This window comes from Rhodococcus sp. NPDC055112, from assembly GCF_053607505.1.
In genome coordinates this window covers 1-24,070 of record NZ_JBSGTR010000072.1, presented here as the reverse complement: position 1 = coordinate 24,070, position 24,070 = coordinate 1, and the positions used below count along the sequence as shown (strand labels likewise).

Annotated in this window: 20 protein-coding genes; 9 read left to right on the top strand and 11 right to left on the bottom strand. The window is 70.0% G+C overall.

The features are described from left to right. Positions 1-35 precede the first annotated feature (35 nt). Positions 36-548, bottom strand: coding sequence for a hypothetical protein (locus ACWFRB_RS23500; protein ID WP_452643650.1), 513 nt, complete (start codon positions 546-548; stop codon positions 36-38). 141 nt (positions 549-689) lie between these two features. On the opposite strand from ACWFRB_RS23500, the gene ACWFRB_RS23495 reads away from it, so the two are divergent. After that, entirely contained in the window at positions 690-1,667 is a 978-nt protein-coding gene (locus ACWFRB_RS23495) for a cation diffusion facilitator family transporter (RefSeq protein ID WP_452643649.1), read from the top strand. Between the two features lie 90 nt (positions 1,668-1,757). Here ACWFRB_RS23495 and ACWFRB_RS23490 read toward each other — a convergent pair whose 3' ends face one another. The 5 genes from ACWFRB_RS23490 to ACWFRB_RS23470 form a co-directional block, all read right to left on the bottom strand. Then, positions 1,758-3,587: a phosphoenolpyruvate carboxykinase (GTP) gene (locus ACWFRB_RS23490; protein WP_452643648.1), complete on the bottom strand. Its 1,830-nt coding sequence runs from the start codon at positions 3,585-3,587 to the stop codon at positions 1,758-1,760. 404 nt (positions 3,588-3,991) lie between these two features. Then, complete coding sequence (locus ACWFRB_RS23485; RefSeq protein ID WP_452643647.1) at positions 3,992-4,708, bottom strand: hypothetical protein; 717 nt, start codon at positions 4,706-4,708, stop codon at positions 3,992-3,994. 232 nt (positions 4,709-4,940) lie between these two features. Further along, positions 4,941-5,240: a DUF6802 family protein gene (locus ACWFRB_RS23480; protein ID WP_452643646.1), complete on the bottom strand. Its 300-nt coding sequence runs from the start codon at positions 5,238-5,240 to the stop codon at positions 4,941-4,943. Positions 5,241-5,273: 33 nt separating this feature from the next. Continuing rightward, positions 5,274-6,743, bottom strand: a complete 1,470-nt coding sequence (locus tag ACWFRB_RS23475; protein ID WP_452643645.1) for a hypothetical protein — start codon at positions 6,741-6,743, stop codon at positions 5,274-5,276. After that, complete coding sequence (locus tag ACWFRB_RS23470; RefSeq protein ID WP_452643644.1) at positions 6,740-7,525, bottom strand: hypothetical protein; 786 nt, start codon at positions 7,523-7,525, stop codon at positions 6,740-6,742. The genes ACWFRB_RS23475 and ACWFRB_RS23470 overlap by 4 nt, the downstream gene beginning before the upstream one ends. Before the next feature lie 181 nt (positions 7,526-7,706). On the opposite strand from ACWFRB_RS23470, the gene ACWFRB_RS23465 reads away from it, so the two are divergent. Genes ACWFRB_RS23465 through ACWFRB_RS23450 form a run of 4 tightly spaced genes read left to right on the top strand, consistent with a single transcriptional unit; the run spans position 7,707 to position 12,830 of the window. Next, positions 7,707-8,684 (top strand): zinc-binding dehydrogenase, encoded by a 978-nt coding sequence (locus ACWFRB_RS23465; protein WP_452643643.1) that lies wholly within the window; start codon positions 7,707-7,709, stop codon positions 8,682-8,684. Positions 8,685-8,731: 47 nt separating this feature from the next. After that, entirely contained in the window at positions 8,732-9,493 is a 762-nt protein-coding gene (gene trmB, locus ACWFRB_RS23460) for a tRNA (guanosine(46)-N7)-methyltransferase TrmB (RefSeq protein ID WP_452643642.1), read from the top strand. After that, a complete protein-coding gene (locus ACWFRB_RS23455) occupies positions 9,490-10,209 on the top strand; it encodes an NYN domain-containing protein (protein WP_452643641.1) in 720 nt (239 codons plus the stop codon). Before trmB ends, ACWFRB_RS23455 begins: the two co-directional genes overlap by 4 nt. Continuing rightward, on the top strand, positions 10,209-12,830 hold the full coding sequence (locus ACWFRB_RS23450; protein WP_452643640.1) for an MMPL family transporter: 2,622 nt from the start codon (positions 10,209-10,211) through the stop codon (positions 12,828-12,830). Before ACWFRB_RS23455 ends, ACWFRB_RS23450 begins: the two co-directional genes overlap by 1 nt. 25 nt (positions 12,831-12,855) lie before the next feature. Here ACWFRB_RS23450 and ACWFRB_RS23445 read toward each other — a convergent pair whose 3' ends face one another. From ACWFRB_RS23445 to ACWFRB_RS23425, 5 genes are all read right to left on the bottom strand, one after another. Beyond that, positions 12,856-14,757 (bottom strand): DUF2339 domain-containing protein, encoded by a 1,902-nt coding sequence (locus tag ACWFRB_RS23445; protein WP_452643639.1) that lies wholly within the window; start codon positions 14,755-14,757, stop codon positions 12,856-12,858. A 98-nt stretch (positions 14,758-14,855) separates the two neighbouring features. Further along, positions 14,856-15,542 carry a DUF1707 SHOCT-like domain-containing protein gene (locus ACWFRB_RS23440; RefSeq protein ID WP_452643638.1) on the bottom strand — a complete coding sequence of 229 codons (687 nt, stop codon included), beginning with the start codon at positions 15,540-15,542 and terminating at the stop codon, positions 14,856-14,858. 27 nt (positions 15,543-15,569) lie between these two features. Next, complete coding sequence (locus ACWFRB_RS23435; protein WP_452643637.1) at positions 15,570-16,268, bottom strand: response regulator; 699 nt, start codon at positions 16,266-16,268, stop codon at positions 15,570-15,572. Further along, positions 16,220-17,389 carry a MacS family sensor histidine kinase gene (gene macS, locus ACWFRB_RS23430; protein WP_452643636.1) on the bottom strand — a complete coding sequence of 390 codons (1,170 nt, stop codon included), beginning with the start codon at positions 17,387-17,389 and terminating at the stop codon, positions 16,220-16,222. The genes ACWFRB_RS23435 and macS overlap by 49 nt, the downstream gene beginning before the upstream one ends. Further along, positions 17,386-18,546: an AI-2E family transporter gene (locus ACWFRB_RS23425; RefSeq protein ID WP_452643635.1), complete on the bottom strand. Its 1,161-nt coding sequence runs from the start codon at positions 18,544-18,546 to the stop codon at positions 17,386-17,388. Before ACWFRB_RS23425 ends, macS begins: the two co-directional genes overlap by 4 nt. Positions 18,547-18,741: 195 nt before the next feature. Here ACWFRB_RS23425 and ACWFRB_RS23420 point away from each other — a divergent pair, with 195 nt between their 5' ends. From ACWFRB_RS23420 to ACWFRB_RS23405, 4 genes are all read left to right on the top strand, one after another. Beyond that, the gene (locus ACWFRB_RS23420; protein WP_072750759.1) at positions 18,742-20,196 is read left to right on the top strand and encodes an adenylate/guanylate cyclase domain-containing protein; all 1,455 of its coding nucleotides are present in this window, start codon (positions 18,742-18,744) and stop codon (positions 20,194-20,196) included. A gap of 30 nt (positions 20,197-20,226) precedes the next feature. Beyond that, the gene (locus tag ACWFRB_RS23415) at positions 20,227-21,408 is read left to right on the top strand and encodes a lysylphosphatidylglycerol synthase transmembrane domain-containing protein (RefSeq protein ID WP_452643634.1); all 1,182 of its coding nucleotides are present in this window, start codon (positions 20,227-20,229) and stop codon (positions 21,406-21,408) included. Positions 21,409-21,618: 210 nt separating this feature from the next. Beyond that, positions 21,619-23,316, top strand: coding sequence for a 2-isopropylmalate synthase (locus ACWFRB_RS23410; RefSeq protein ID WP_452643633.1), 1,698 nt, complete (start codon positions 21,619-21,621; stop codon positions 23,314-23,316). Positions 23,317-23,478: 162 nt separating this feature from the next. Further along, positions 23,479-24,030, top strand: a complete 552-nt coding sequence (locus ACWFRB_RS23405; protein ID WP_452643632.1) for a YceI family protein — start codon at positions 23,479-23,481, stop codon at positions 24,028-24,030. Positions 24,031-24,070: the final 40 nt, after the last annotated feature.

Below are 24,070 nucleotides of genomic sequence, written 5' to 3'. Positions count from 1 at the left end.
ACCATTCGGTTCGCGGGGCCGTTCGTCTGCGTGGGTCAGCTGCCGAACGAGAGGGCGGAGCTGCCGTCCGAGCTGCCGCCGGGCAGGAGCCCGACCTGCATGACCTGAGGCTTGTCGATGACGGGGTGCATCAGGTCGAGGAGGGCCACGCAACCGCCGACGACGCCGTACAGCCCGGTGGGGATGTCCTGGGTGGTGCTGGTGACGGTCTGGCCGGGCAGCGCGCCGAACAGCGTCAGCGGGTTCGACACGTTCGGGTACACGACCACGCCCGGGTCGAGGAGCTTGGCCGGGTTGTCGACCACCGCGGGCACGTCCTTCGCGTTGACCACGAAGGCCTGGCATCCGGTCAGAGTCCACAACGGGTTCGGGTTCTTGATGGACATGGTGATGCTGTTGCCCGACGACGAAGCGTTGACCTCGGGCGGCAGAACCGTCGCCGCGGATGCCGTTGCCGGCATGGTCATCGTGACGGTGGCGACGGTGGCGACGGCGATCGCTGCACCGCCGGCGAGACGCTTGAGACCGCCCCGGGTTGCTGCCTGCATATTCGACCCTCTCAACTGAACGTATGTCCACATGAACACTGACAAACCGAAAGGGTAAGTCGTCCGGGGGGTCTCGCGTGGACGATCCGCTGAACGGTTGGACAATTCACACGGCTCGGGCGCGGCGCCTATTGTTCGGGAGTGAGCCAGTCCGAGAATCAGCCAGACTCCACTCCGGCGCAGAACCCGAATGCCGGCGACGAGAGCACGCTCACCGTGCTCCTCGCGTTCGGCGCGAATCTTGCTATCGCGGTGGCGAAGTCGGTCGCCGCCGCGCTGACGGGGTCCGCCTCCATGGTCGCCGAGGCGACCCATTCCTGGGCGGACACCGGGAACGAGGTGCTGCTGCTGATCGCCAACCGGCGGTCCCGACACGCGGCCGACAAGGCACACCCGCTCGGGTTCGGCCGCGAGGCCTACATCTGGTCGATGTTCGCGGCACTCGGCCTGTTCGCGCTCGGCGCGGGCGTCTCGATCACCCACGGCGTCCAGGAACTGTTCAATCCGGAACCGGCCAGCGACTTCGGGGTGGCCTACGCGGTCCTCGGGATCTCGTTCGTGCTGGAGGCGATCTCCTTCCGACAGGCGTTCCGGCAGCTGCGCTCGGAGGCGTCCGACGCCGACCGGGATCTGCTCGAGCACGCGCTCAAGACGTCCGATCCGACGGTCCGCGCCGTGTTCGCGGAGGACGCCGCCGCGCTGGTCGGTCTGGTGATCGCGTTCGCCGGCGTGCTGGCGCACCAGCTGACCGGCTCGCCGGTTCCGGACGCCCTCGGCTCCATCGCGGTCGGCGTGCTGCTCGGCGTGGTCGCGCTGATCCTCATCGACCGCAACCGGCGCTTCCTGGTCGGCGAGGAGGCATCGCCGCAGCTGCGCGGCGCGGGTCTCGAGACGCTGCTGTCGCTGCCCGAGGTGAGCCGGGTGACGTTCCTGCGGATGGAGTACCTGGGCCCCCGCCAGGTGTACCTGGTCGCGGGCGTCGATCTGGTGGGCGACCTGGCCGAGCACACGGTCGCCGGCATCCTTCGCGACCTGGAGGATCAGCTCGAGGCGCACCCGCACATCGTCAAGGCCGTGCTCACGCTGTCGAACGAGGACGAGCCGAGCCTGCTCGCCTGACGCAGGCCGTCGCCACCCCATGAACGACCCGATGCCACACCGGTTCACGCGAGGTGAACCGATGTGGCATCAGTGGAGAACTGGGTCGGACTAGCCCAGACGCTGCTTGAGCGCCTCGAACTCGTCGCGGATGCCGGAGGGCACCTTCTCGCCGAGGAACTCGAACCACTCGGTGATGAGCGGGATCTCCTGCTTCCACTCGTCGACGTTGACGGCCAGCGCCTCGTCGACGTCGGCGGCCTCGACGTCGAGACCGGTCAGCTCGAGGTCCGCCGCGGTCGGCACGTAGCCGATCGGGGTCGCCTGCGCGCCGGCCTTGTGCTCGATGCGGTCGATGATCCACTTGAGCACGCGAGAGTTCTCGCCGAACCCGGGCCACAGGAACCGGCCGTCGTCGCCACGACGGAACCAGTTGACGTAGAAGATCTTCGGCAGCTTCTCCGAGTCGGCGTTCTTGCCGAGGGTGATCCAGTGGTTCAGGTAGTCACCGGCGTTGTAGCCGATGAACGGGATCATCGCCATCGGGTCGCGACGGACGGTGCCGACCGCACCCTCGGCCGCGGCGGTCTGCTCGGACGAGAGCGTCGCGCCGAGGAAGGTGCCGTGCTGCCAGTCGAAGGACTCGCTGACCAGCGGGACGGTGGTCTTGCGGCGACCGCCGAACAGGATCGCCGAGATCGGCACGCCCTGCGGGTCGTCCCACTCGGGGGCCAGGATCGGGCACTGCGACATCGGGGTGCAGTAGCGCGAGTTCGGGTGGGCGGCCTTCTCGCCGGACTCGGGGGTCCAGTCGTTGCCCTTCCAGTCGACCAGGTGCTGCGGCTCGCCCTCGAGGCCCTCCCACCACACGTCGCCGTCGTCGGTCAGTCCGACGTTCGTGTACAGCGAGTTGCCCGCCTCGAGCGTCTTCATCGCGTTGGGGTTCGAGCCGTAGTTGGTGCCAGGCGCGACGCCGAAGAAGCCGAACTCCGGGTTGACGGCGTACAGGCGGCCGTCCTCACCGAACCGCATCCACGCGATGTCGTCGCCGAGGGTCTCGGCACGCCATCCGGGGATGGTCGGCTGGATCATCGCGAGGTTGGTCTTGCCACACGCGGACGGGAAGGCCGCCGCGACGTAGTACGCCTTGTCCTCGGGCGAGATCAGCTTGAGGATCAGCATGTGCTCGGCCAGCCAGCCCTCGTCGTGGGCCATGGCGGACGCGATGCGCAGCGAGTAGCACTTCTTGCCGAGCAGCGCGTTGCCGCCGTAGCCGGAGCCGTAGCTCCAGATCTCGCGGTCCTCGGGGAAGTGGGTGATGTACTTGGTGTCGTTGCAGGGCCACGGCACGTCGGCCTGGCCGTCGGCCAGCGGCGCGCCCACGGAGTGCAGCGCCTTCACGAACGGCTTGTCGGAGCCCAGCTTGTCGAGCGCGGCCTGGCCCATCCGGGTCATGATGCGCATCGAGACGACGACGTACTCGGAGTCGGTGATCTCCACGCCCAGCTTCGGGTCGTCGGCACCGAGCGGGCCCATGCAGAACGGCACCACGTACATGGTGCGTCCGCGCATGCTGCCGCGGTAGAGGTCGGTCATGAGGCCGCGCATCTCGGCCGGGTCCATCCAGTTGTTGGTGGGGCCTGCGTCGATCTCCTCGCGGGAGCAGATGTAGGTCCGCGACTCGACGCGCGCCACATCGGAGGGATCCGAATTGCCGAGGAACGAGTTCGGCTTCTTCTCGGCGTTGAGCCGCGTGAAGGTGCCCGCCTCGACCAGCTTGTCGGTGAGCCGCTCCCACTCCTCGTCGGAGCCGTCGGCGAACACGACGCGGTCGGGCTGGGTGAGCTCGGCAACCTCTTGCACCCAGGCGAGCAGCTCGCTGTGCGAGGTGGGTGCGGTGCCGTCAGTTCCGTTCAGACCGGGAATGGTCGCTGAGGTCATCAAACTCTCCTGGGTGTGCCGGTACCGTCCAACCACCGCCATCTGCACGAATGCAGTTGACGATGTAGTCGGTTTTCCCCTCTCGGCGGGGCGCATCCCGCTGCTCCGTCGACGCATGCGTGCGAACGCAGACGACAAACGGAGGACACGGGCGCCGGGTGTCCTGGTACGAGGTTAACGCTGAGTGTCCCCCCGTAGGGAATCGGGTCTTGTCCGATGAGTCACAAGACCGATTCAGTGATCTCACGCGGGGTGTTCTCGGCCGCGCGCGGGCGTGAGACGCCCGGAGACAGCCGAACACCCCCGGAGGCGACTGAGGGCCGATCGCTCGTCCTCGGAGGGGTCCCCGACGGCCCCCTCCTGTCATCTCCGGAGGTGTTCGTGGTCTAGCTGTTCAGAAAGGACTAGCTGCCGTTCTTGAGCACGTTGCTGATGGTGTCGCCGAGAACGTCGCTGATCGAGCCGGTGGAGCTGAGCTGGCCCTCCGCGGAACCGGTGCCGGTGCCGTCCGCGACGCTGAGCACGGCCTCACCCGGGTTCGGGATGCGCACGGTGAAGCAGGCGGTCAGGTTCGGCATTTCCTCGCCGACGCCCACGGTGCCCGCGACGCCGGTGCCCCGGCTGGTGATCTGCGAGCCGGGAACGGAGTTGTCCGGGACCTTGTAGGTCATCTTCAGGGTGACCGGGTTGCCGGAGTTGACGAACCAACCGGTGCTGGTCACCTTCCAGCCCTCGCCGTTCGCCGAGGGGGTGACGTCGGCCTCGTGCTGGCCGGTCGGGATGCCAACCGAGAACGCCGTCACGGTCGCCTTGACGGGAGCGCCGAAGCCCACCGGCGGGATGTCGTTGATGGTGTTGACATACGGGTTTCCGATGCCAGTGGTGGAGACGACCGTCGTGTACGTGACGAGGGTGCCCGGCGCGGCCTGGGTGGCCGAGACCGTCTTGGAGTAGTTGTGGGTGATACCCCACGTCGAGATGTCGTTCTTGCTGTGCGTGCTGGACTGGTTGCACGCGGCAGCGCTGGCGGTACCGGCGCCCAGTCCGACGGTCAGGCCGGTCGCAACGAGGGCAGCGGACGCGGCAACGGCGGCCACGCGGCTCATCGGGGTGTGAGACATGTGGAGATCTCCATTCGATCAGGTACAGCGCCGAGCCACGTAGCGTCGAGACTGTCGCGGCCGAGGGGCGCCAGAATTTTCAGGGGTGGCGAGTCATCGCACCGTGATCTTTATACGGACAAGTGTCCAACCCCACTGGCGATTGCGAAAAATCGCCCACGGCACATCCCTGACCCCATCGTGATCGGCTCCACCGCGGCCACCGATCCGGCCCCCTCCCGACCCCGGCGGGCTACAGGCTGCCGTGGTCGGTCCTGGCCCACCGGACCTCTCCGTCGGACCCCCGGTTGGCCTGCCAGGACTCGTAGCCACCGTCGCCCTCGACGGCGGTGATGTGGTCGGCGAACCCGTCTTCGTCCAGGTCAGAGGACACGTACAGGGTCCCGCCTGCCGAGTAGGTCCTGGTATCGAGGATCCCGTCGTCGTCGAGGTCCACGGTGGGAGCGTGCAGCTCCACCTCGCCGGCGTCGGGGCCGATCGGGTGCTGGGCTGGGCCGAGCGTGCCGAGCAGCAGCATGTCGTCGTGCATCATCACCACGACTCCTTCCGTTAGCTGGACTGGTCGCTACGTGATTGGACGCAGCGCCGCCGCCGACGGTTCCACCGTTACCGAACGGTGACCGCTCCCGTACGCCTCGAGCACAGCGAGATCACGGTCGCAGGCGGCCAGTTTTCCGGCCCTGCTGCCCGCATGCTCCCGCAGCTGCCGATCGAGCGCGGCCAGCCGGTCCTCGAACTCGCGCGTCCGCTCGCGATGCCGCGCCAGGACCGCCTCGGCGCACCTGGCCTCGGTGTCGACCAGCCGGCCCAGCACCCGCTGCTCCAACCCCGACCGCACCGTCGCCAGCGTCTCCACCGCCCACTGGCGGAGGTGCGCGCGATCGGCCAGGTGTCCGCGGGCCCGGGTCAGCCACAACGCGGCGCCGCCGCCGAGCAGCAGGGTCACCGGGATGCTGGCGAGGTCGAGCGCGGGCACGGTCGACAGCGGAGCCATCACCATCCGGCCGAGACCCAGCCCGGCGGACGCCCCGAACACGATCATCATCCGGTCCTCGAGCCCGCGGTGCCGCGGCGCGGGCTCCTCGATCGCCGGCACCGTCGGTGTTCGGTTCTCGTCGGGTAGCGCCGTGCCCAGCACCTGCGCGCTGACCTCGGCCAGGCGCGCGTCCGCCGCCGCGTCCACCCTCGCGGTCAGCGCTGCGACGGCGTCCCGCAGGTGTTGCGGGTATGCCGCCAGCGCGGTGCGGTCGGCGCGGTCGATGGCCTCCCGCGCCGCGGCGGACTCCGCCCGCACCTGGTCGCTCACCTCGTGCACCAGGTCCACGCGGGCCAGCGCGGTGAGCCTGCGCAGCACCGCGGCCCGATCGCCGCGCCACCCGTCCCGGTCTGCCACCAGCGCGGACCGCTCGGCCCGCAGCGCCGCGGTGTCGTCGGTCGCGCGCAGCGATTCGGCCGAGGCCCGGATCAGGGCACCTGCCTGTTCGGCCGCGCCCGCCGCCCGCATCCACAGCCGTGCCTGTCGCTCGGGGACGGCCGTGGTCGCGTCCAGCAGCGCCGCGACCAGCTCCTCGATGCCGCGATCGTCCGGCACGGAGACCGGGTGGATCACGGCACCCGCGAACCGGGGCATGTGCTCGGTGACCAACTCGGCGTTCCGTCGCGCGACCGCCGCCCAGTCGTGGTGCGCGTCGATCTCGGTGAGCGCGAACAGCACCGTGTGCGCGGACTCGGCGCCGTCTCGTAACAGCTCGAGTTCCTCCCGCCCGAGCGGCGCCGCGGCGTCGAGCACCATCAGGGCCACGCCTGCCGTGGGGGCGGGCGCCTCGGCGAACCGCAGCTCGCGACTCCCCGCCCCGGCCTCCGTGAGCGCGGCGATCAGATCGCCGCGGCCACCGCCTGGCACGCCGAGAACCGCCACCGTCACTGCGCCGCCCGGATCCGGCTCGGGCGGCGCGGGCCGCTCCAGACCGGCCAGCGCGCCGGGATTCCACCGTCGCAGCACCGCGGCCAACTCCTGCGGCACCGTGTCGTTCACCGGACCTCCCCGCGGGCCCACTGCCGAACGGCCCTCCGGTGCAGCGTCAGGGCCGCCCTTGTGCTGCGCGCATCGAAGCCGCCGTTCATCCGGCCCCGCCACGTCCGGGCCCGACGCAGCGCGAGAGCGGGATCGTCCGGCTGTGGATCCGGCGGCATCTCCCCCTCGCGCGGATGGATCGCCGCGACGGCGACCGTCAGCGCCTCGTCGCCCGCCAGGTACTCCTCGACCGCGTCGCGGACGGTCGCGGTCCCGATCAGCGCCCGCAGCTCCGTCGACAGCGCCGCGGCCCTGGCGGCCCGGCAGGCCTCGACCCGCTCGGCCACCGCGATCCGTAGATCGGCCACGCCGAACTGCGACCGACTGTCCACGGGCAGACAGGGCACACCGAGGACCGCCGCGGCGCGCTCGGCGGCAACAGCGGAGTCGGCCAGCGTGTCCGCCTTGTTCAGGACGGCCAGCGCCCGATCCCCCGCGGCGCCCGCCGCGGCCAGGTCTGCGCGGCGCGGCGGGTCGCACACCACTAGCACGATCAGCTCCGCGGTCAGCACCGGATCCTCGGCGCCCGGCACGTCCCAGGCGGCGGTCTCGACGACCTCGGCCCCCTGGATCGGACCGAGCGCCGCGATGACCGCGGACCGGCCGACGCCCGCGCGGCCGGTCACCTGCACCCGCACCGGAGCGCGGTACCCAGCCACGGCCCGCCTCACCAGGGCCCCGGCCGCCGGATCCGCCTCAGTCGCCGATCGTCGTAGCCCGTCGACCGTCGCTTCGAATTTCATCGACGCCACCGCGTCACCCCCCAAAGAAAAAGAACGCGCCCCCCGGCGCGTACCGAATGATCGCAGCCTTCGCGGCCCGGCGCAGCGGAAGCCCCGGGAATCGAGCCCTTGACCTCAACCGCACTCCAGGTTGCATGGTCGACGGGAGCACGCCAGGACCGGCGACATCGAAAGGGAGCCAATGGAAGCCGTCGTAGTGCGCGAATTCGGACCCGCGGAGAACCTGCGTCTCGAGCGGGTCCCCGATCCCGAGCCCGGCCCGGGGCGGGTGCGGATCGCGGTGGAGGCCAGCGGCGTCCACCTGGTCGACACCGCGGTCCGATCGGGCAGACCGTTCGGGCCCGGCGGCCTGCCGACGGTGCCGTATGTCCCTGGCCGTGAGGTGGCCGGCGTCGTCGAGCGACTCGGAGCGGGGGCCGACTCGGCGTGGCTGGGCGCCCGGGTCGCGGTGTCGCTCGGGAATGCCAACGGTGGCTACGCCCGATTCGCGGTGGCACCGACCACCGATCTGCTGTCCGTCGGTCCCGGGCTCGGCGCACCAGAGGCGATCGCGATGGCAGGCACCGGACGGACGGCGTTCGGGGTCCTGGAGGCCGCGCGTCTCACCGCGGGGGACGTCGTACTCGTCACGGCGGCGGCAGGCGGGCTCGGCACGCTCCTCGTCCAGTCGGCGCACAGGGTGGGCGCCCGGGTGATCGGCCTGGCCGGCGGGCCCGAGAAGACTGCGCTGGCGACCGCCCTCGGTGCCGACCTCGCGGTCGACTACCGGCAGCCCGATTGGCAGGCGAAGGTGCGCGCGCATCTCGGCGGTGCCGGCGCGACGGCACTCCTCGACGGGGTCGGGGGTGACATCGCCAGGGGCGCGGTGGAGCTGCTCGGTCGCGGCGGCCGCGCCCTGTTCTTCGGCTTCGCCTCCGGCGCGCCCGCGGGGTTCACCGAGGCCGAGCTCGCCGAGCGCGACATCACCGCGGCGACGACCCTCGGCCCGGCCGGCGGATTCACGCCGGACAACATCAGGCGCTGGGCAGGCGAGGCGCTCGCCGCGGCAGCCGCCGGGGAGCTGAAACCGCAGGTCGAGACCCTCCCGTTGGCGCAGGCATCGGTCGCGCACGCCCGGCTCGAAGGTCGTCTGACCACCGGCAAGGTGGTGCTCGTCTGAGAAAGTCTCAACTTTCACTTCAGACCCACCTGCCACAACCCTCCGTCATGCGTGACAATGGTCGGGTGAATGACGCGAAATCCCGGGTGGCAGGGGCCACCGAACAGGGCTCCCGCCTGTACCCCCGGGTGACCAGTTTCCGCTCCCGCCGCGGCGCCCTGACCGACCCTCAGCAGCAGACCTGGGACCGGCTCTGGCCCACGATCGGCGCCGATGTCTCCGACGCTCCGCTGGACGTCGCCGGGTGGTTCGGCCGCGAGGCCCCGACCATCGTGGAGATCGGCAGCGGCACCGGCACCGCGACCGCCGCGATGGCCAAGGCCGAGCCGCACGCCAACCTGATCGCGATCGAGGTGTACCGGCCCGGTCTCGCCCAGCTGCTGCAGGCGATCGAGCGGGACTCGATCCCCAACATCCGGGTGCTGCGCGGCGACGCCGTCGACGTGCTCGAGAACATGCTGGGGCCGGAGACGCTGACCGGCGTGCGGGTGTTCTTCCCCGACCCCTGGCCCAAGGCCCGCCACCACAAGCGCCGGCTGCTGCAGGGCCCGACGTTCAAGCTGATCGCGGAGCGGCTGATGCCCGGCGGCGTGCTGCACGTCGCAACCGATCACGCCGAGTACGCCGAGTGGATCGCCGAGGCAGGCAATGCCGAACCGCTGCTGACACCGCTCGACTGGGATGATCTCGCGCAGGGTCCGGCCGATTCGCCGATGACCCACGAGCGACCGGTCACCAAATTCGAGAACAAGGCGCAGCAGGTTGGCCGACCCATCACAGAGCTGATCTGGGGAAAGGTTCGAGCATGAGCGTGAGCGAGCGGTTACCGGACACGACACCGACGGACGCAGTGGGGGCAAACTCACTCGCGGACGAGCCGCGTGAGGTGCGGCACCAGAAGCGGGTGCTGCTGGTGTGGGACGCGCCGAACCTGGACATGGGCCTCGGCGCGATCCTCGGTGGCCGCCCCACCGCCGCCTACCGGCCCCGATTCGACGCCCTCGGACGCTGGCTCCTCGGCAGGACCGCCGAACTGTCCGGCACCAGCGGTGTGCGCCTCGAGCCGGAGGCAACGGTGTTCACGAACATCGCCTCGGGCAGCGCCGATGTTGTCCGCCCGTGGGTCGAGGCCTTGCGTAATGTGGGTTTCGCGGTGTTCGCCAAGCCGAAGATCGATGAGGACAGCGATGTCGACGCCGACATGCTCGACCACATCGCCCTTCGCGCTCGGGACGGCGGGCTGGCCGGGATCATGGTCGCCTCCGCCGACGGTCAGGCTTTCCGCGGACCGTTGGAGGACATCGCAGCAACCGGTGTTCCGGTGCAGGTTCTTGGCTTCCGTGAGCACGCGAGCTGGGCGGTCGCCTCGGAGACCCTCGAGTTCGTCGACCTCGAGGACATCCCAGGGGTGTTCCGCGAGCCGTTGCCGCGGGTGAGCCTGGAGTCCCTGCCCGACGAGGGTGCCTGGTTGCAGCCGTTCAGACCGCTGTCGGCCCTGCTCATCGGGCGTCAAGGAGTTCAATAGTGTTCGCCACCTGGGGCCGACTGGTCTACCGCCTCCGATTCGCCGTAATCGGAGCGATGGTCGGGCTGATGCTCGCCCTCGGCGCGTACGGCCTCGGGCTCGAGCATCACCTCAGCCAGAGCGGCTGGGACGACCCCGGCTCCGAATCGGTGGCGGCGGCCAAGCTGGCCGACGGCACCTTCGGCCGCGACACCACCGCCGACGTGATCCCGGTGTACACCGCGCCGGAGGGCAAGACCGTCGACGACCCGGCGTTCGGCGCCAAGATCACCAAGAGCCTCGACGAGCTGGCGGCGAACAACCCGGACGAGATCCTCAAGGTCAACGGCAGCTACTGGTCGACCAAGCTCGCGCTGATGACCGACAAGACCAAGGAACACGCGTTCGCCAGCGTCGCGATCAAGGGCGACAACGACACCGAGGTCGCGGCCAACTTCAAGAAGGTCCGCGACCAGTTCTACATCGACGGCGTCGACGTCCAGCTCACCGGACTGCAGCCGGTCACCGGCACGCTGAACGACACCATGGCCAACGACGTCAAGCGGATGGAGATCCTGGCCATCCCGGCCGTCGGCGTGCTGCTGTTCTTCATCTTCGGCGGCATCGTCGCCGCCGCGCTGCCGCTGATCGTCGGCGGCCTCACCATCATCGCCGCCAACGGCGTGGTCAAACTGATCACCCAGTTCACCGAGGTCAACGCCTTCGTGGCACCGGTGGTCTCGCTGATCGGCCTCGGCCTGGCGATCGACTACGGCCTGTTCATGGTGAGCCGCTTCCGCGAGGAGATCGCCGAGGGCTACAGCACCGGCGACGCCGTGCGGCGCACCGTGATGACGGCCGGGCGCACCGTGATCTTCTCGGCGACGATGATCGTGGCCAGCCTCGGCGGCCTGCTGATCTTCCCGCAGGGCTTCCTCAAGTCGGTCGCCTACGGCGCCATCGCGGCGGTCATCCTGGCCGCGGTGATCTCGGTGACGGTGCTGCCCGCCATCCTCGGCATACTCGGCCGCAGGGTCGACGCGCTCGGACTGAAGTTCATGCGCAAGACCAAGACCACCGACGAGATCGAGAACAGCGCCTGGGGCCGGCTGACCCAGTGGGTCATGAAACACCCGCTCAAGGTGACCATCCCCATCGTGATCGGCCTGCTGCTGCTCACCATCCCGATCTCGAACATCAAGTTCGGCGGCATCAACGAGACCTACCTGCCCCCGGACAACCCCACCCGCGTCGCGCAGGGCGAGTTCAACGAGCTGTTCCCGAACTCCCGGTCCGAGCCGGTCAAGCTGGTGATCGACGGCGCGCAGGGCGCGCAGATCACCCAGATCGTCAAGGAGGCCAACGCGGCCCCCGGCCTGGTCGAGAAGTTCTCGGTGAACAACCCGACCAAGGACGGGGTGACGGTCTTCAAGGCAGGCCTGGTCGACCGCAACGACTCCGAGGCGACCATCGACTACCTCCGGGCCATGGACGTGCCCGACGGGGTCACCATGCTGGTCGGCGGGACGCCCGCGATCGAGCAGGACTCGATCGCGGCGCTGCTGGACAACCTGCCGCTGATGGTCGCCATGGTGGTGCTGCTGACCACGTTGCTGATGTTCCTGGCTTTCGGGTCGCTGGTGCTGCCGATCAAGGCCGTGCTGATGACCGCGCTCGGGCTCGGCGCGACCCTCGGCATCCTGACGTGGATCTTCATCGACGGAAACGGCGCCGGGCTGCTCAACTTCACGCCGGGACCGATCATGTCGCCGGTCCTGGTGCTGATCATGGCGATCATCTACGGCCTGTCCACCGACTACGAGGTGTTCCTGCTGTCCCGAATGGTGGAGGCGCGGGCGCAGGGCGCCAGCACCACCGAGGCCGTCCGGGTCGGCACCGCGCACACCGGCCGCATCATCTCCGCGGCCGCGTTGATCCTGATCGTCGTGACCGGCGCGTTCGCGTTCTCCGAACTGGTGATGATGAAGTACATCGCCTACGGCATGATCGCCGCGCTCGTCATCGACGCGACCCTGATCCGAATGTTCCTGGTGCCGGCGACCATGAAGCTGCTCGGCGACGACTGCTGGTGGGCGCCCGCCTGGATGAAGCGCATCCAGGAGAAGCTGGGCCTGGGCGAGCCGGTCCTCGAGGACGAGCGGATGCCGTCCGACGTCCCGGTGATCGTGACACCCCCGATGCCGATGCCGGTCGAGCCGCGGCCCTCGAATCCCGTCCCCCTCACCAGGGCCGCGGTCGAGCAGGTGCTGCCCGCGCGCACCGCGGCAGCCACCGAGGTCGCAGAGACCGCGGAGCCGCTGTCGGAACCGCTGACTGAGCCGATTCCCCGGGCGCACCCGCCCGCCGTCGATCCGGCGCGGGCCCCGCGTCCGGCGCAGGCCCCGCGACCGTCCGGCGGCGCCGTACCCCCCAACCCGGCTCAGACGGAGCGGGATTCCCGTCCGATCGAGAGCTGGCTGGCCGAGCTGAAGGTGCCGCGGCCGCCGCAGGCGACTCCTCCGCAGACCAACGGCTCGGAGCAGTCCGCAGGCTTGTCCGAGGATCAGGGCAGGCACCGGCACTCGGCCGGCTCGCCGACGGTGAGCGTCAGCGAGCTGCTCGCCCGCCACCAGGAGGACTGAGAGCGAGCAGCCGCAGGCCGGGTGGCTATGTCTGCACCCGGCCGCGCTGTGCGCCCTCGGCGAAGGCCCTGGCGTACCGGGTCCCCGCCGCCAGCAGCAACAGCCCGACTCCGATGAACGCCAGCACGCGGAACATCCCGTCCAGCGTCGCCAGGTCGAACAGGAAGAGCTTGGCCAGGGCCGCGAAGGTCAGGGTCAGGCCGGCTCCGAGCGCCAGATGCGCCCGCTCCTGGTGTGCGAGCCCCCACCGCAGCGACACCGTCGCGAGCACCATCGCGACCAGGGTGGCCGCGCAGTGTCCGGCGATGAAGCCCCGGTCGGCACCGAGCGCCGCGACACCGGTGGCCACCACCGCCGCGGTGCCCGCGTACAGGGCGCCCATCCCCGCCGCGATCCAGGCCACATCAGCCCGCCGATCGTCGAGCAGGCCCATCGAATGCGCCTGCCCGACAACGAGAACCATCAGAGCAGCCAGCATCGAGCCGGACGCGATGACGGCGAGTGAGCCGATCGCGTCGGCCTGGTTCGCCAGTGCCTCCGGCGGGGCGGCGTCGAGGAACAGCAGCGCGCCGATCGACCCGAAGCCGATCCCGGCGCCGTAGGCGATCCGGGAGCGGGCCTGACCGGCGACCGCGACAAGTCCGAGCGCCAACGCGAGCAGCACCACCGGGAGCGCGTCCCGCGGGCTGGCACCGGCGCTCGCCTGCAGCACCGCCAGTGACGCGACCGCCGCCATCGCGACCCGGGTGTGCCCTGGCAGCGGCCGCACGACCGCCAGCACGGCGAGCAGCCCGGCCGCGAGCCCGCACTGCAGCGCCACCTCCGTCCATCGGCCCGCGACGCCGCCCGAGAACAGCAGTGGCAGCGCCCCGAGCGCGAGCATCACCGTCGCGGTGACGTCGGATGCGTTGCGACGCACCAGCACCACGGCCGATCCGACACCGACCACGGCGACCACCACCGCGAGGGACAGCAGTGCCACCGCGACAGGGCGATGCCCCCCTGACCACGGCGAGGCCCCGTTCCAGGTGGCGTCGGCGAGCGCGATCAGCATCGCGAGTACGGCCGGAATCGTCCGTGCCGCATGCAGATACGGCCAGTCCCTGCCGAGCTGGGGCGGGAACGCGGCGACCTGGAGCAGGATCAGGAAGACGAGCAGGGTGACGGTGAACCCGTCCGCCAGGGCCGGGGCGAGCACCGCCACCGCGACCACGGTGAGCGCGGCCAGCGGTTGCGACTGCCAGCGCGTCGCCAGCGTCATCCCGCCCGCCGCGATCCCGAAGGCGAGCGCGAGGCCGACGACCGGCAAAAGCCAGCCGTAGTACGAGGTCGCGGCGACCACGTCCAGGTACCCACCCGCGACGCCGGTGCCCACCAGGGCGAGGCCACCGATCCGTCCGCCCGGGCGCCCGAACACGCGGATGCCCGCCGCGACCAGGGCCGCGGCGAACACCGCGCCTGCGCTCACCCGGGCCACCGGGCCGAAGAACCCGGCCTGCGCGGCGAGCACCAGCAGCATCAGCACGCCGATCAGGGTCACCGCCGCGCCCGCGACGGCGAGCACCCGGCTGACCATGCCGTCGCGCTGCCACCACGGCTCGCGGGGCTCTCGTCGGGCGGCCTGCGGGCGAACCGGCGGCCACGGGGCGGGTTGCACAAAACCCGGCGGAACGGCCTGCGGCGCAGGCGGAACCGGGGCCGCCGGCCGCTGGACCTGCGACTGAGGGACCGGGGGCTGCGCAGCGTAGACCGGCGGTTGCACGGGCGCCTGCGGCGCGGGGATCTCGAGCTGCGACCGGAGCCGAGTCAGGTCCGCGGCGACACCACGCATGTGCAGCCCGAGCGCGTCGAACTCGCCGGACAGCCGCGCGACCAACTGCGGATCGATCTGGGGGCCTACGACAGAATTGCCTTCGAGATTGATCATGCGTCAACGATCGGCGCACGGGCCGCCGATCACATGAGTAGTACTACCCGATCGGAATGGGGGTTTTGCGCGCGAGATCCATACGGACCTCTCGGCGGTCAGCCCAGCATCCGCTTCCAGGTGGTGCCGAACGGGTGCTTGGCGGTCAGCGAGCCGAACCGCACCTTCCCCCGCACCACGACGTGCAGCGGGCCGATCGGGGGGCCGGTGCGGACCTTGTTGGTGGCGCTGCCCGCGACCGTCTCGACGGCATTGAGGTCGACGGTGGCCTCGGGCGGGACGACGATCGAGATGGAGCTGAAGTAGTCCGACACGACGATCTCCACGACCTGGCTGGTCATGATCGCCTCGGTGAAGTCCAGGGTCACATCGGACATCATGCTGTCCACGTGCAGCGTCGGCGACACCTGCCACGGTCCCTGGCGTTTCACCGTCGACATCCGTCCGCGCACAACACCGCCCGGATGCCCGACCGTTCCCCGATACGGCTCTGCGGCGGCGAAGTGCGGCTGAGGCTGGGGATGCGGCTGCGCGTACGGGGCGGGCTGGGGGTAGGCGGGCTGGGGGTACGGCACCGCCTGCGGCGCGTGCTCACCCACCAGCTGTATCCCGGGCAGGTCGACCAGCACCGCGTTCAGCTCACCCCGTGTCTTCGCGGCGAGCGTGGTGTCCATGCGTTCGGTGAACTCACCGAGCGAGAGCATCCCCTGCCCGACCGCACGCTGGAGCAGCTGCCCGACGTGCTCGCGTTCCGCATCGGACACCCGCAGATCCCTCGCATCCATGCCGCCAGGATATGCGGCGCCGCTCTCTCACTCCAGCCCGCGCTCGATGGCGTATCGGGTCAGCTCCACGCGGTTCGCGAGCTGGAGCTTGCGGAGCGTGGCCTGGACGTGGTTCTCGACCGTCCGGTGGCTGAGCGTGAGTCGGGTGGCGATCTGCTTGGCGCTCAGGCCCTTTGCCACCAACCGCAGCACCTCCGTCTCGCGCTCGGTGAGCCGGGGCACCTCGGGGGCGCGGTCATCGGACGGACCGGTTGCGATGCGCCGATACTCGCCGAGCACCAGCCCCGCGAGTCCAGGAGTGAACACGGCCTGGCCCGCGGCGGTGGCCCGCACGGCGTCCACCAATTCGGCGGCCGAGGCGCTCTTGACCAGGTATCCGGTTGCCCCCGCCTTGATCGCCTCGAGCACGTCCTCACGCTCCGCCGACGCCGACAACACCAGCACGGTCGAGTCCGGCGAGGCCGCCAGCACCGCGGCCGTGGCCTGCGCCCCGTTTCCGTCGGGCAGCTGCATGTCCATCAGGACCACGGCGGGCCGCGCCGCCGCCGCGCGCGTGCGCGCCGCCGTCACACCGTCCGCGGTGGCCACCACCGCGAAGCCCGCCGCCTCGAGGTCGCGGGCCACCCCGTCCCGCCACATGGGGTGGTCATCGACCACCATGACCGTCAGCGGCTCCGTCACGCTCTCCCCTTCCCCGACACCTGCTTGCTCACCCTGATCTCCCATTCGACACCCTCGCCCTCGGCGTTTTCCAGCGTCGCGGTGCCGCCGAGGTCCGCGACCCGGCCGAGGATGGAGCGCGACACCCCCATTCGCCCCTCCGCCTCGGCCTCGGCGAGGCGGCCGGGGGCGAACCCGACGCCGTCGTCGCGCACGGAGACGATCACCTCCTCGCCGAGATCCTCAAGCAGGACATAGGCTTTCGCGTACCCGCCGGCGTGGAGCTCGACGTTCGACAGGGCCGTCCGCACCACGGCCGCGACCTCCGCCGCCCGCTCCCGCGCCATCAGGACGGGGACGGCAGGTGTCGACACCGACACCGCGGTGCTCGCCTCGCCGCGCAGCAGCGGCCCCAGGTCCACGTCACCGTCGCCGCGCTGGGGGGCCGCCTGCTCCGAGATCAGCTCCCGCAGCGCCACCTCCTGCTCACCCGCCAGCGTCGCCAATTCCAATGTCGGGCCACCGATCTCGGTGCCGCGACGGCGGACGTACGCAAGCACCTGCAGCACCCCGTCGTGAACCTCGCGCCCGAGCCGCTCGCGCGCCTCCGCGGCGGCGGTCAGCCGCGCGGCACGCTCGAGTTGCGCGTGCGAACGCCGCGCGGTGTTGGCGGCCAGCCCGAGCGCGAGCCCCACCGAGATCAGGATCGGCGCGGTGGCGTCGCGCCCCAGGTCGAGGTCGATCGGGCCCCGGACCAGCGCGCTGACCACCGAGATTGACGCCCCGGATGCGACCCCGAGCAATGGCCCGCCGAGGATCGCCGCGGAGATCACCGCGTTCGTGGCCCACAGCGTGGTGGGCAGGGTCTGATGCGTGGAGTACCAGTCCTGATCGGACACCAACCGGGTCGAGGCCATCAGCGCCACGACCACCACCTGGTCGGCGGCGACCAACCACCGACGCGCCGCCGTGTTCATGGACAGCCCGACCGCCGCGAGGCCCGACCACACCGCCATCAGCGCGACCATGACCCAGCTCAGCGTCGGCCGCGTGTAGTCCGACACCGACGCGACCTGATAGCCGACCGCGTACACCAGCGTGGCCAACCGGAACACCTGCGCGGCCCGCCACAGCGGCTCGGTGGCCCGTGAGTCCTTCTGGTCCTCCTGCGGGCCGAAAATGCTCACGGCAGCTCGTCCGGCGTCGCCGGGAAGAGCGGTATCCGCGGGTCGGCGACCTCCACCTCGTCCGGCACCTCCGCCTGGTCGGAGGAGAGCAGCGACCGGATCGCGGTGTTCAGCACCGCGACGATCGGCACCGCGAGCAGGCCGCCGACGATCCCGGCGAGCACGATGCCGGTGGTGATCGCCAGCACCACTGCCAGTGGGTGTAGCCGGACCGCGCGCCCGAGCAGCAACGGCTGCAGCACGTGACCCTCGAGCTGCATGATCCCGATGATGATGCCGAGGGTGATCAGAGCGGTGATCAGTCCCTTCGTGACCAGCGCGACGAGCACCGCGACGAAGCCCGTCACGAAGGCACCGACGATCGGGATGAACGCGCCGACGAAGACCAGCGAGGCCAGCGGCAGCGCCAGCGGCACCCCGAGTATCGCCAGCCCGACCCCGATCCCCACCGCGTCGGCCGCCGCGACCACCACGGTCGCCCGGACGTACCCGACGAGGGAGCCGAAGCCCTGGCTGCCCGCCAGCCGGACCCGCTCACGCGAGGCCGAGGGGACCACACGGGTGACGAACTCCCAGATCTGTTCGCCGCCGTACAGGAAGAAGATGACCGTGAACAGCGTCAGCGCGGCGCCGGTGAACAGCTCCCCGATCACCTTGCCGGTGGTCAGCGCGCCGCTGGTCACCGCCTCCTTGTTGTCCTGGATCGACTTGACCACCGAATCGCCGGCCTGCCGGATCTGGTCCTCGGAGAAGTGGAACGGGCCCGCGGTCAGCCAATCCTGGATCTGATCGACGGAATGGGTGAATTGGTCGGTCAGCTCCGGCAGGCCCGCGATGAACTGCTCGACGACGAAGGTCATGATCCCTGCGACGACGCCGATCGCGACGACGAGCACCACCACCACGCCCGCCGATCGCGGCACCCCCCTGCGCTGCATCCAGTCCACCAGCGGGTAGAGCAGGGCGGCGGCCAGCAGCGCAAGGCCGACGGGGATGAGCACCGTGTCCAGTTTGCTGATCAGGTAGCCGAGGGTGACCAGCCCGGCGAAGAGGACGAGCAGCCGCCACGTCCATTCGGCGCCCACCCGCACGATGGGGTGCACCGCCCGGGCGTCACCGTAGGGCGGCAGATCCGATCGCGGCTCGTTCGCGCTCACCCCGGCGAGCCTATCGGCCGATGGGGCGTTGTGCGGGAGGCGGAGATCGGCGCGGCAGGGCGGGCTGTGAGGTCCAGGTCACGCCGCGTAGACGCGGTGCGCTCGGCACCGGCACCGCACGACTAAGTTGGTCCTGTGCTGGCATCCTCCTATCGAGCGGTCGCGCTGACCATGCGTAGTCGCTGGCCGCTCTACATGGGCTCGATGATCCTGGCCAACTTTTTCGGCGCGGTCCTCGTGCTGGCCTTCATCCGGTACGGCCTGCCCATCTCGGAGTCCCAGGCGATCATCGCGGATCGCGTCCGCAACGTCGTCATCTTCGGCATCTACCTGTTCTTCGCCGGGATCGTCAGCCTCGGCGCGGCGGCGATGATGCTGCGGTCGGTGATCCGCTGGCAGCTGCGTGGGGGTCCGCCGACCCGCGGCGAGCAGATGTCCGCGCTACACGCCCCGCTCCGCCAGGCGATCGTGCACCTGATTCTCTGGGTCATCGGTGGCGTGCTGTTCGTCTTCCTCACCGTCTGGGAGATGCCGGAGCTCGCCGTCGCCGTGATCGTGACGGTGTGCATGGCGGCGACCACCACCTTCGGGTTCACCTACATGCTCGGCGAGCGGATCCTCCGGCCGGTCGCGGCAAAGGCACTGAGCGAGGGGCAGTTCGACCGCCTCCTGGCACCTGGCGTCGGGCCCCGGATGGCGATGACCTGGGGTCTAGGCACCCTGATGCCGGTGATCGGGATCATCCTGCTGTGCGCGACCCAGCTGAGTACCGATCTGCAGTTCTCGACCAACGCGCTGGCCATCGCGATCATCTTGCTGTCCGGGCTGGCAATCACCACCGCGTTCTCCCTCTCGATGCTGACCGCCAGCCAGATCTCGGATCCGATCCGGCAGCTCCGCAGGGCCATCGAGCGGGTGCAGCGCGGTGCCACCGATGTCCAGGTGGAGGTGTTCGACGGCAGCGAGATCGGCAGGCTGCAGGTCGGGTTCAACCGGATGATGAAGGACGCCGGTGAACGCAAGCTGCTGCGCGAACTGTTCGGCCAGCACGTCGGGGAGGACGTGGCGCGCCGGGCCCTGCAATTCGGTACGGAACTGGGCGGCGAGACCCGTTTCGTGGCCGTGCTGTTCGTGGACATGGTCGGCTCGACGGGCGCGGCGGCCGAACAGCCCCCCGGCGAAGTGGTCCGGTTGCTCAACGAGTTCTTCCGGGTCGTCGTCGACGTCGTCGACCAGCACCACGGATTCGTCAACAAGTTCATGGGTGACGCCGCGCTGGCCATCTTCGGGGCGCCGCTGGACCGGCCGGACGCACCGTCCGCGGCGCTGGCCGCGGCGCGGGAGTTGCGGTTCGCGCTCAACGACATCACCGGGCTCGACATCGGCATCGGCGTGTCGGCGGGCCTGGCGGTGGCCGGGAACATCGGCGCCGCCGAGCGTTTCGAGTACACCGTGATCGGCGACCCGGTCAACGAGGCGTCGCGCCTGACCGAGCTGGCCAAACTGCGGCCGAGCCGGGTACTGGCCTCGACCAGCGCACTGTATTTCGCCGACGACGAGGAACAGGCCGAGTGGGAGCTGGGCGATCAGGTGCAGCTGCGCGGCCGCAACCGGGTCACTCACCTCGCCTGGCCGGTCCAGTATCCCTAGATGAGTGAATTGCTTGGTTACGCTGGGCAGGTGGTAACGCCGCAGCCCGATCGGAGCGAGCTCGTCCCCCACGCATCGGAGGGGCCGGCACCCGCCCGTCCGCGCGGGCGGTTCTGGTGGCTCAAGTGGGTGGCGGGCGTACTGCTCGTGGCCCTGCTCCTCGCCGAGGGCGCGTACCTGTGGCCGCGACTGCACGATTCCTGGATCGCGCTCTCCGAGATCCACTGGGGCTGGCTGGCCGTGTGCATCGTCGCGCAGGCCGTCTCACTCAGCGGATACGGGCGCGTCCAGAAACAGCTGCTCCGGGCGGGCGGGGTGACCGTCAGCCAGCGCAAGTCGGTCTCGGTGGTCTACGCGTCCACCGCGATGGCGGTGACGCTGCCCGCCGGTCAGGTCTTCTCGACGGCGTTCACCTACCGGGAAACCCGACGCTGGGGCGCCAGCCCCGTCGTGGCGTCCTGGCAACTGGCGATCTCCGGGGTGATCGCGGGGATCGGGCTGGCGCTGATCGGGGTCGGGGGCGCGCTGCTGGTCGGCGGCTCGGTCAGCCCCTTCACGCTGACCTTCTCCATCGCGGGTCTGATCGCGCTGATCTTCGCCGTCCGCTACGTCTCGGCGCATCCGAACTCCATCGAGGCGGCAGTCCGCTGGGTGCTCGTGCGCGTGAACGCGATGCGCAACAAGCCCGCCGACACCGGGATGCCCGCGGTGCGGGAGATGCTCGAACAGCTCGAGTCGGTGCAGCTGGGCAAGCGGGACGGCGCGATCACCCTCGGTTGGTCCGCCGTGCACCGCGTCGCGGACCTCGCCTGTCTCGCCGCGGCCTGCTACGCGATCGGCGCCGACCCCGCCCTGTCCGGGCTGCTGATCGCCTTCGCGGCGGGCAAGGCCGTCGGCACCATCCCACTCGCGCCCGGCGGCCTGGTATTCGTCGACGCCACCCTGATCGCCACCCTCACCACGGCGGCCAGCATCAGCGCCTCGCAGGCCGTGGCTGCCGCCTTCGTGTACCGCGGGGTGAGCTTCATCCTGGTCGCGATCGTCGGCTGGATCGTCTTCCTCTTCCTCTTCCGCCGCCATCAGCACGAGGATCTGGAGTTCGATGTCGAGCTCGAACGCAGCGAACAGCGGGCATTGCACGAGCCCCGTGCCGTCGGAATCGAGGGCCTCGAGAGCCCGAAGGGCGAGCGGCAGCACCGGAAAAACAGCTGATCAGCGGGTAGATTGAGCGCACTCGTCCTGCGGGGGTGCCCATTACCCGAATCGGGCAATTGCCTTCTCCGCCGTGGTCGATCTCACATAGCCTAACTCTCATGCCATGTACGGGCGACACGCCGTGAGCCGCGGACAGGAACTGATCAGGCCCCTCTCCACCGCGGGATTCGAGTATGTCGACCGCCTCCTCTCACCCCAGGAGCCGACATGAAGTGGAATCGCCAAGTTCCGTCCGGAATGCCCTCGCACCGCTACCGGTCGCATTTCGACCGGGTGCCGACGCCACCGGACGACGGCATCGGACGTCAATGGCCGTCCAACCGCCTCACCGAGGCCCCGCTCTGGGCGCCCGTCGACCTACGCGACGGCAACCAGGCCCTCCCCGAACCGATGGACACCGCCCGCAAGCGGTTGATGTTCGAGCAGCTGGTCCGGATGGGATACAAGGAGATCGAGTGCGGCTACCCGGCGTCCAGCCAGGCCGAGTTCGACTTCACCCGCGACCTGGTGACCTTCGACCTGGTGCCGGACGACGTCACGGTCGTGGCGTTCACCGCCGCGCGGCCCGACCTGATCGATCGGACCTTCGAATCGGTGCGCGGCCTCGCCAACGTGGTGCTCCACGTCTACGTCCCCACCGCTCCGATGTGGCGATCCATGGTGCTGGGCCAGGACCGCAAGGAGTTGCTCGCCCACATCCTGAAGTCAGTGGAGTACGTGGCCCGGATCGGCGACACCATTCCCGGCATGCGATACCAGTTCGCCCCCGAGGTGTTCAACCTGACCGAGCCGGACTTCATCCTCGAGATCTGCAACAGCATCACCGAGGTCTGGGACGCCAGCCCGGACCGGCCGGTCTCCCACAACTTCCCGACCACCGTCGAGACGGCGACGCCGAACGTCTTCGCCGATCAGATCGAGTACATGCACCGGCACCTCGACCGACGCGAGTCGGTGATCCTCTCGGTCCACACGCACAACGACCGGGGCACCGGCGTCGCGTCGTCGGAGTTGGCGATGCTCGCGGGCGCGCAGCGCGTGGAGGGCTGCCTGTTCGGCAACGGTGAGCGGACCGGGAACGTGGACCTCGTGACGCTCGGGCTGAACCTGCACTCGCAGGGCATCGACCCGATGATCGACTTCTCCGACCTCGACGCGGTGCGGCGAACGGTGGAGCACTGCAACAGGATCGATGTCCATCCACGCCACCCGTACGTGGGCGATCTGGTGTTCACGGCGTTCTCGGGCACCCATCAGGACGCGATCAAGAAGGGGTTCACCCAGCACAACGCGGCGGCGAAGGCGGCAGGAGTGGAGCCCGTGGTGCAGCCGTGGGAGATGCCGTACCTGCCGATCGATCCCGCAGACATCGGCCGCGACTACGAGGCGATCATCCGGGTGAACAGCCAGTCCGGCAAGGGCGGCGTCGCGTACCTGCTGCAGACCGGCTACGGGCTCGACCTGCCGCGTGCCCTGCAGATCGACTTCGCGCGACGGGTGCAGCACACCACCGACGACGGCGGCGGTGAGGTGACCGCCGAGGAGCTGTGGAAGCTGCTGACGGCCGAGTACGCCCACCACGGCGTCCTCGACAAGTGGTCGCTCGAACACCTCGGGAACGGCGACCACCTGACGGTCCGCGCGACGCTCGGCGATGTGCAGGTCAACGGAGAGGCCTCGGCGAGCGGGCCGGTCGAGGCGCTCACCCTGATCCTGGCCGACCACGGCTGTCCGGTGGAGGTGCTCGCGATGTCGCTGCAGTCGGTCGCCGAGGGCGCGGGCGGGCAGGCCATCACCTTCGCCCAGTGCCGGATGAACGGCAAGACGCAGTGGGGCATGGGTATCGAGTCGTCGGTCACGGCGTCGGCGCTGCGGGCGGTGCTGGCCGCGGCGACGCTCGACTGATCCCTGGCGCTCATCGGGTGATCCCAGGAGGGACCGCCGGCCGATTCCCTCGGCCGGCGGTTCTCTGTGCTACAGGTCACATCACCCCGGGAAATATCCGCGGCCGAGGGACCGTTGGACAGTGCACATGCTTGAAATTTGAACTACTTACGAGGAGTCCACATGACCACCGCCATCGCCCTCCCCACCCTGACCGCAGGCACCTGGGCCATCGACGCCAGCCACTCCACCGTCGGCTTCTCCGTGCGGCACCTGATGGTCAGCAAGGTCCGCGGACGCTTCCAGGACTTCACCGGCGCCATCACCGTCGCCGCGGACGGCACCCCGTCCGTCGAGGCCGAGATCCAGGTCGCATCCATCACCACCGACAACGAGCAGCGCGACAACCACCTCCGCGCAGCCGACTTCTTCGACGCCGAGCAGTTCCCGACCGCCACCTTCACGTCCACCGGCGTGCGCGCCAAGGGCGAGGACTTCGTGGTCGACGGCGACTTCACCCTGCACGGCGTGACCCGCCAGGTCGAGCTCAAGCTCGAGTTCAACGGCGTTAACCCGGGCATGGGACACGGCCCGGTCGCCGGCTTCGAGGCCAGCACCGTCATCAACCGCAAGGACTTCGGCATCAGCATCGACATGCCGCTCGAGGGCGGCGGCGCCGTGGTCGGCGACAAGATCACCATCACCCTGGAGATCGAGGCCGGCCTGCAGGCCTGATCCCCCACACGCAACAACGCCCCCGTCGCGACCCAACACC

Coding starts and splice junctions, on each gene's coding strand:
- ACWFRB_RS23405 (WP_452643632.1), top strand. CDS start 23,479: ATGACCACCGCCATCGCCCTCCCCACCCTGACCGCAGGCACCTGGGCC.
- ACWFRB_RS23410 (WP_452643633.1), top strand. CDS start 21,619: ATGAAGTGGAATCGCCAAGTTCCGTCCGGAATGCCCTCGCACCGCTAC.
- ACWFRB_RS23445 (WP_452643639.1), bottom strand. CDS start 14,757: ATGATCAATCTCGAAGGCAATTCTGTCGTAGGCCCCCAGATCGATCCG.
- ACWFRB_RS23500 (WP_452643650.1), bottom strand. CDS start 548: ATGCAGGCAGCAACCCGGGGCGGTCTCAAGCGTCTCGCCGGCGGTGCA.
- ACWFRB_RS23435 (WP_452643637.1), bottom strand. CDS start 16,268: ATGGGAGATCAGGGTGAGCAAGCAGGTGTCGGGGAAGGGGAGAGCGTG.
- ACWFRB_RS23465 (WP_452643643.1), top strand. CDS start 7,707: ATGGAAGCCGTCGTAGTGCGCGAATTCGGACCCGCGGAGAACCTGCGT.
- ACWFRB_RS23485 (WP_452643647.1), bottom strand. CDS start 4,708: ATGTCTCACACCCCGATGAGCCGCGTGGCCGCCGTTGCCGCGTCCGCT.
- ACWFRB_RS23490 (WP_452643648.1), bottom strand. CDS start 3,587: ATGACCTCAGCGACCATTCCCGGTCTGAACGGAACTGACGGCACCGCA.
- ACWFRB_RS23470 (WP_452643644.1), bottom strand. CDS start 7,525: ATGAAATTCGAAGCGACGGTCGACGGGCTACGACGATCGGCGACTGAG.
- ACWFRB_RS23455 (WP_452643641.1), top strand. CDS start 9,490: ATGAGCGTGAGCGAGCGGTTACCGGACACGACACCGACGGACGCAGTG.
- ACWFRB_RS23440 (WP_452643638.1), bottom strand. CDS start 15,542: ATGGATGCGAGGGATCTGCGGGTGTCCGATGCGGAACGCGAGCACGTC.
- trmB (WP_452643642.1), top strand. CDS start 8,732: ATGCGTGACAATGGTCGGGTGAATGACGCGAAATCCCGGGTGGCAGGG.
- ACWFRB_RS23480 (WP_452643646.1), bottom strand. CDS start 5,240: ATGATGCACGACGACATGCTGCTGCTCGGCACGCTCGGCCCAGCCCAG.
- ACWFRB_RS23420 (WP_072750759.1), top strand. CDS start 18,742: ATGGGCTCGATGATCCTGGCCAACTTTTTCGGCGCGGTCCTCGTGCTG.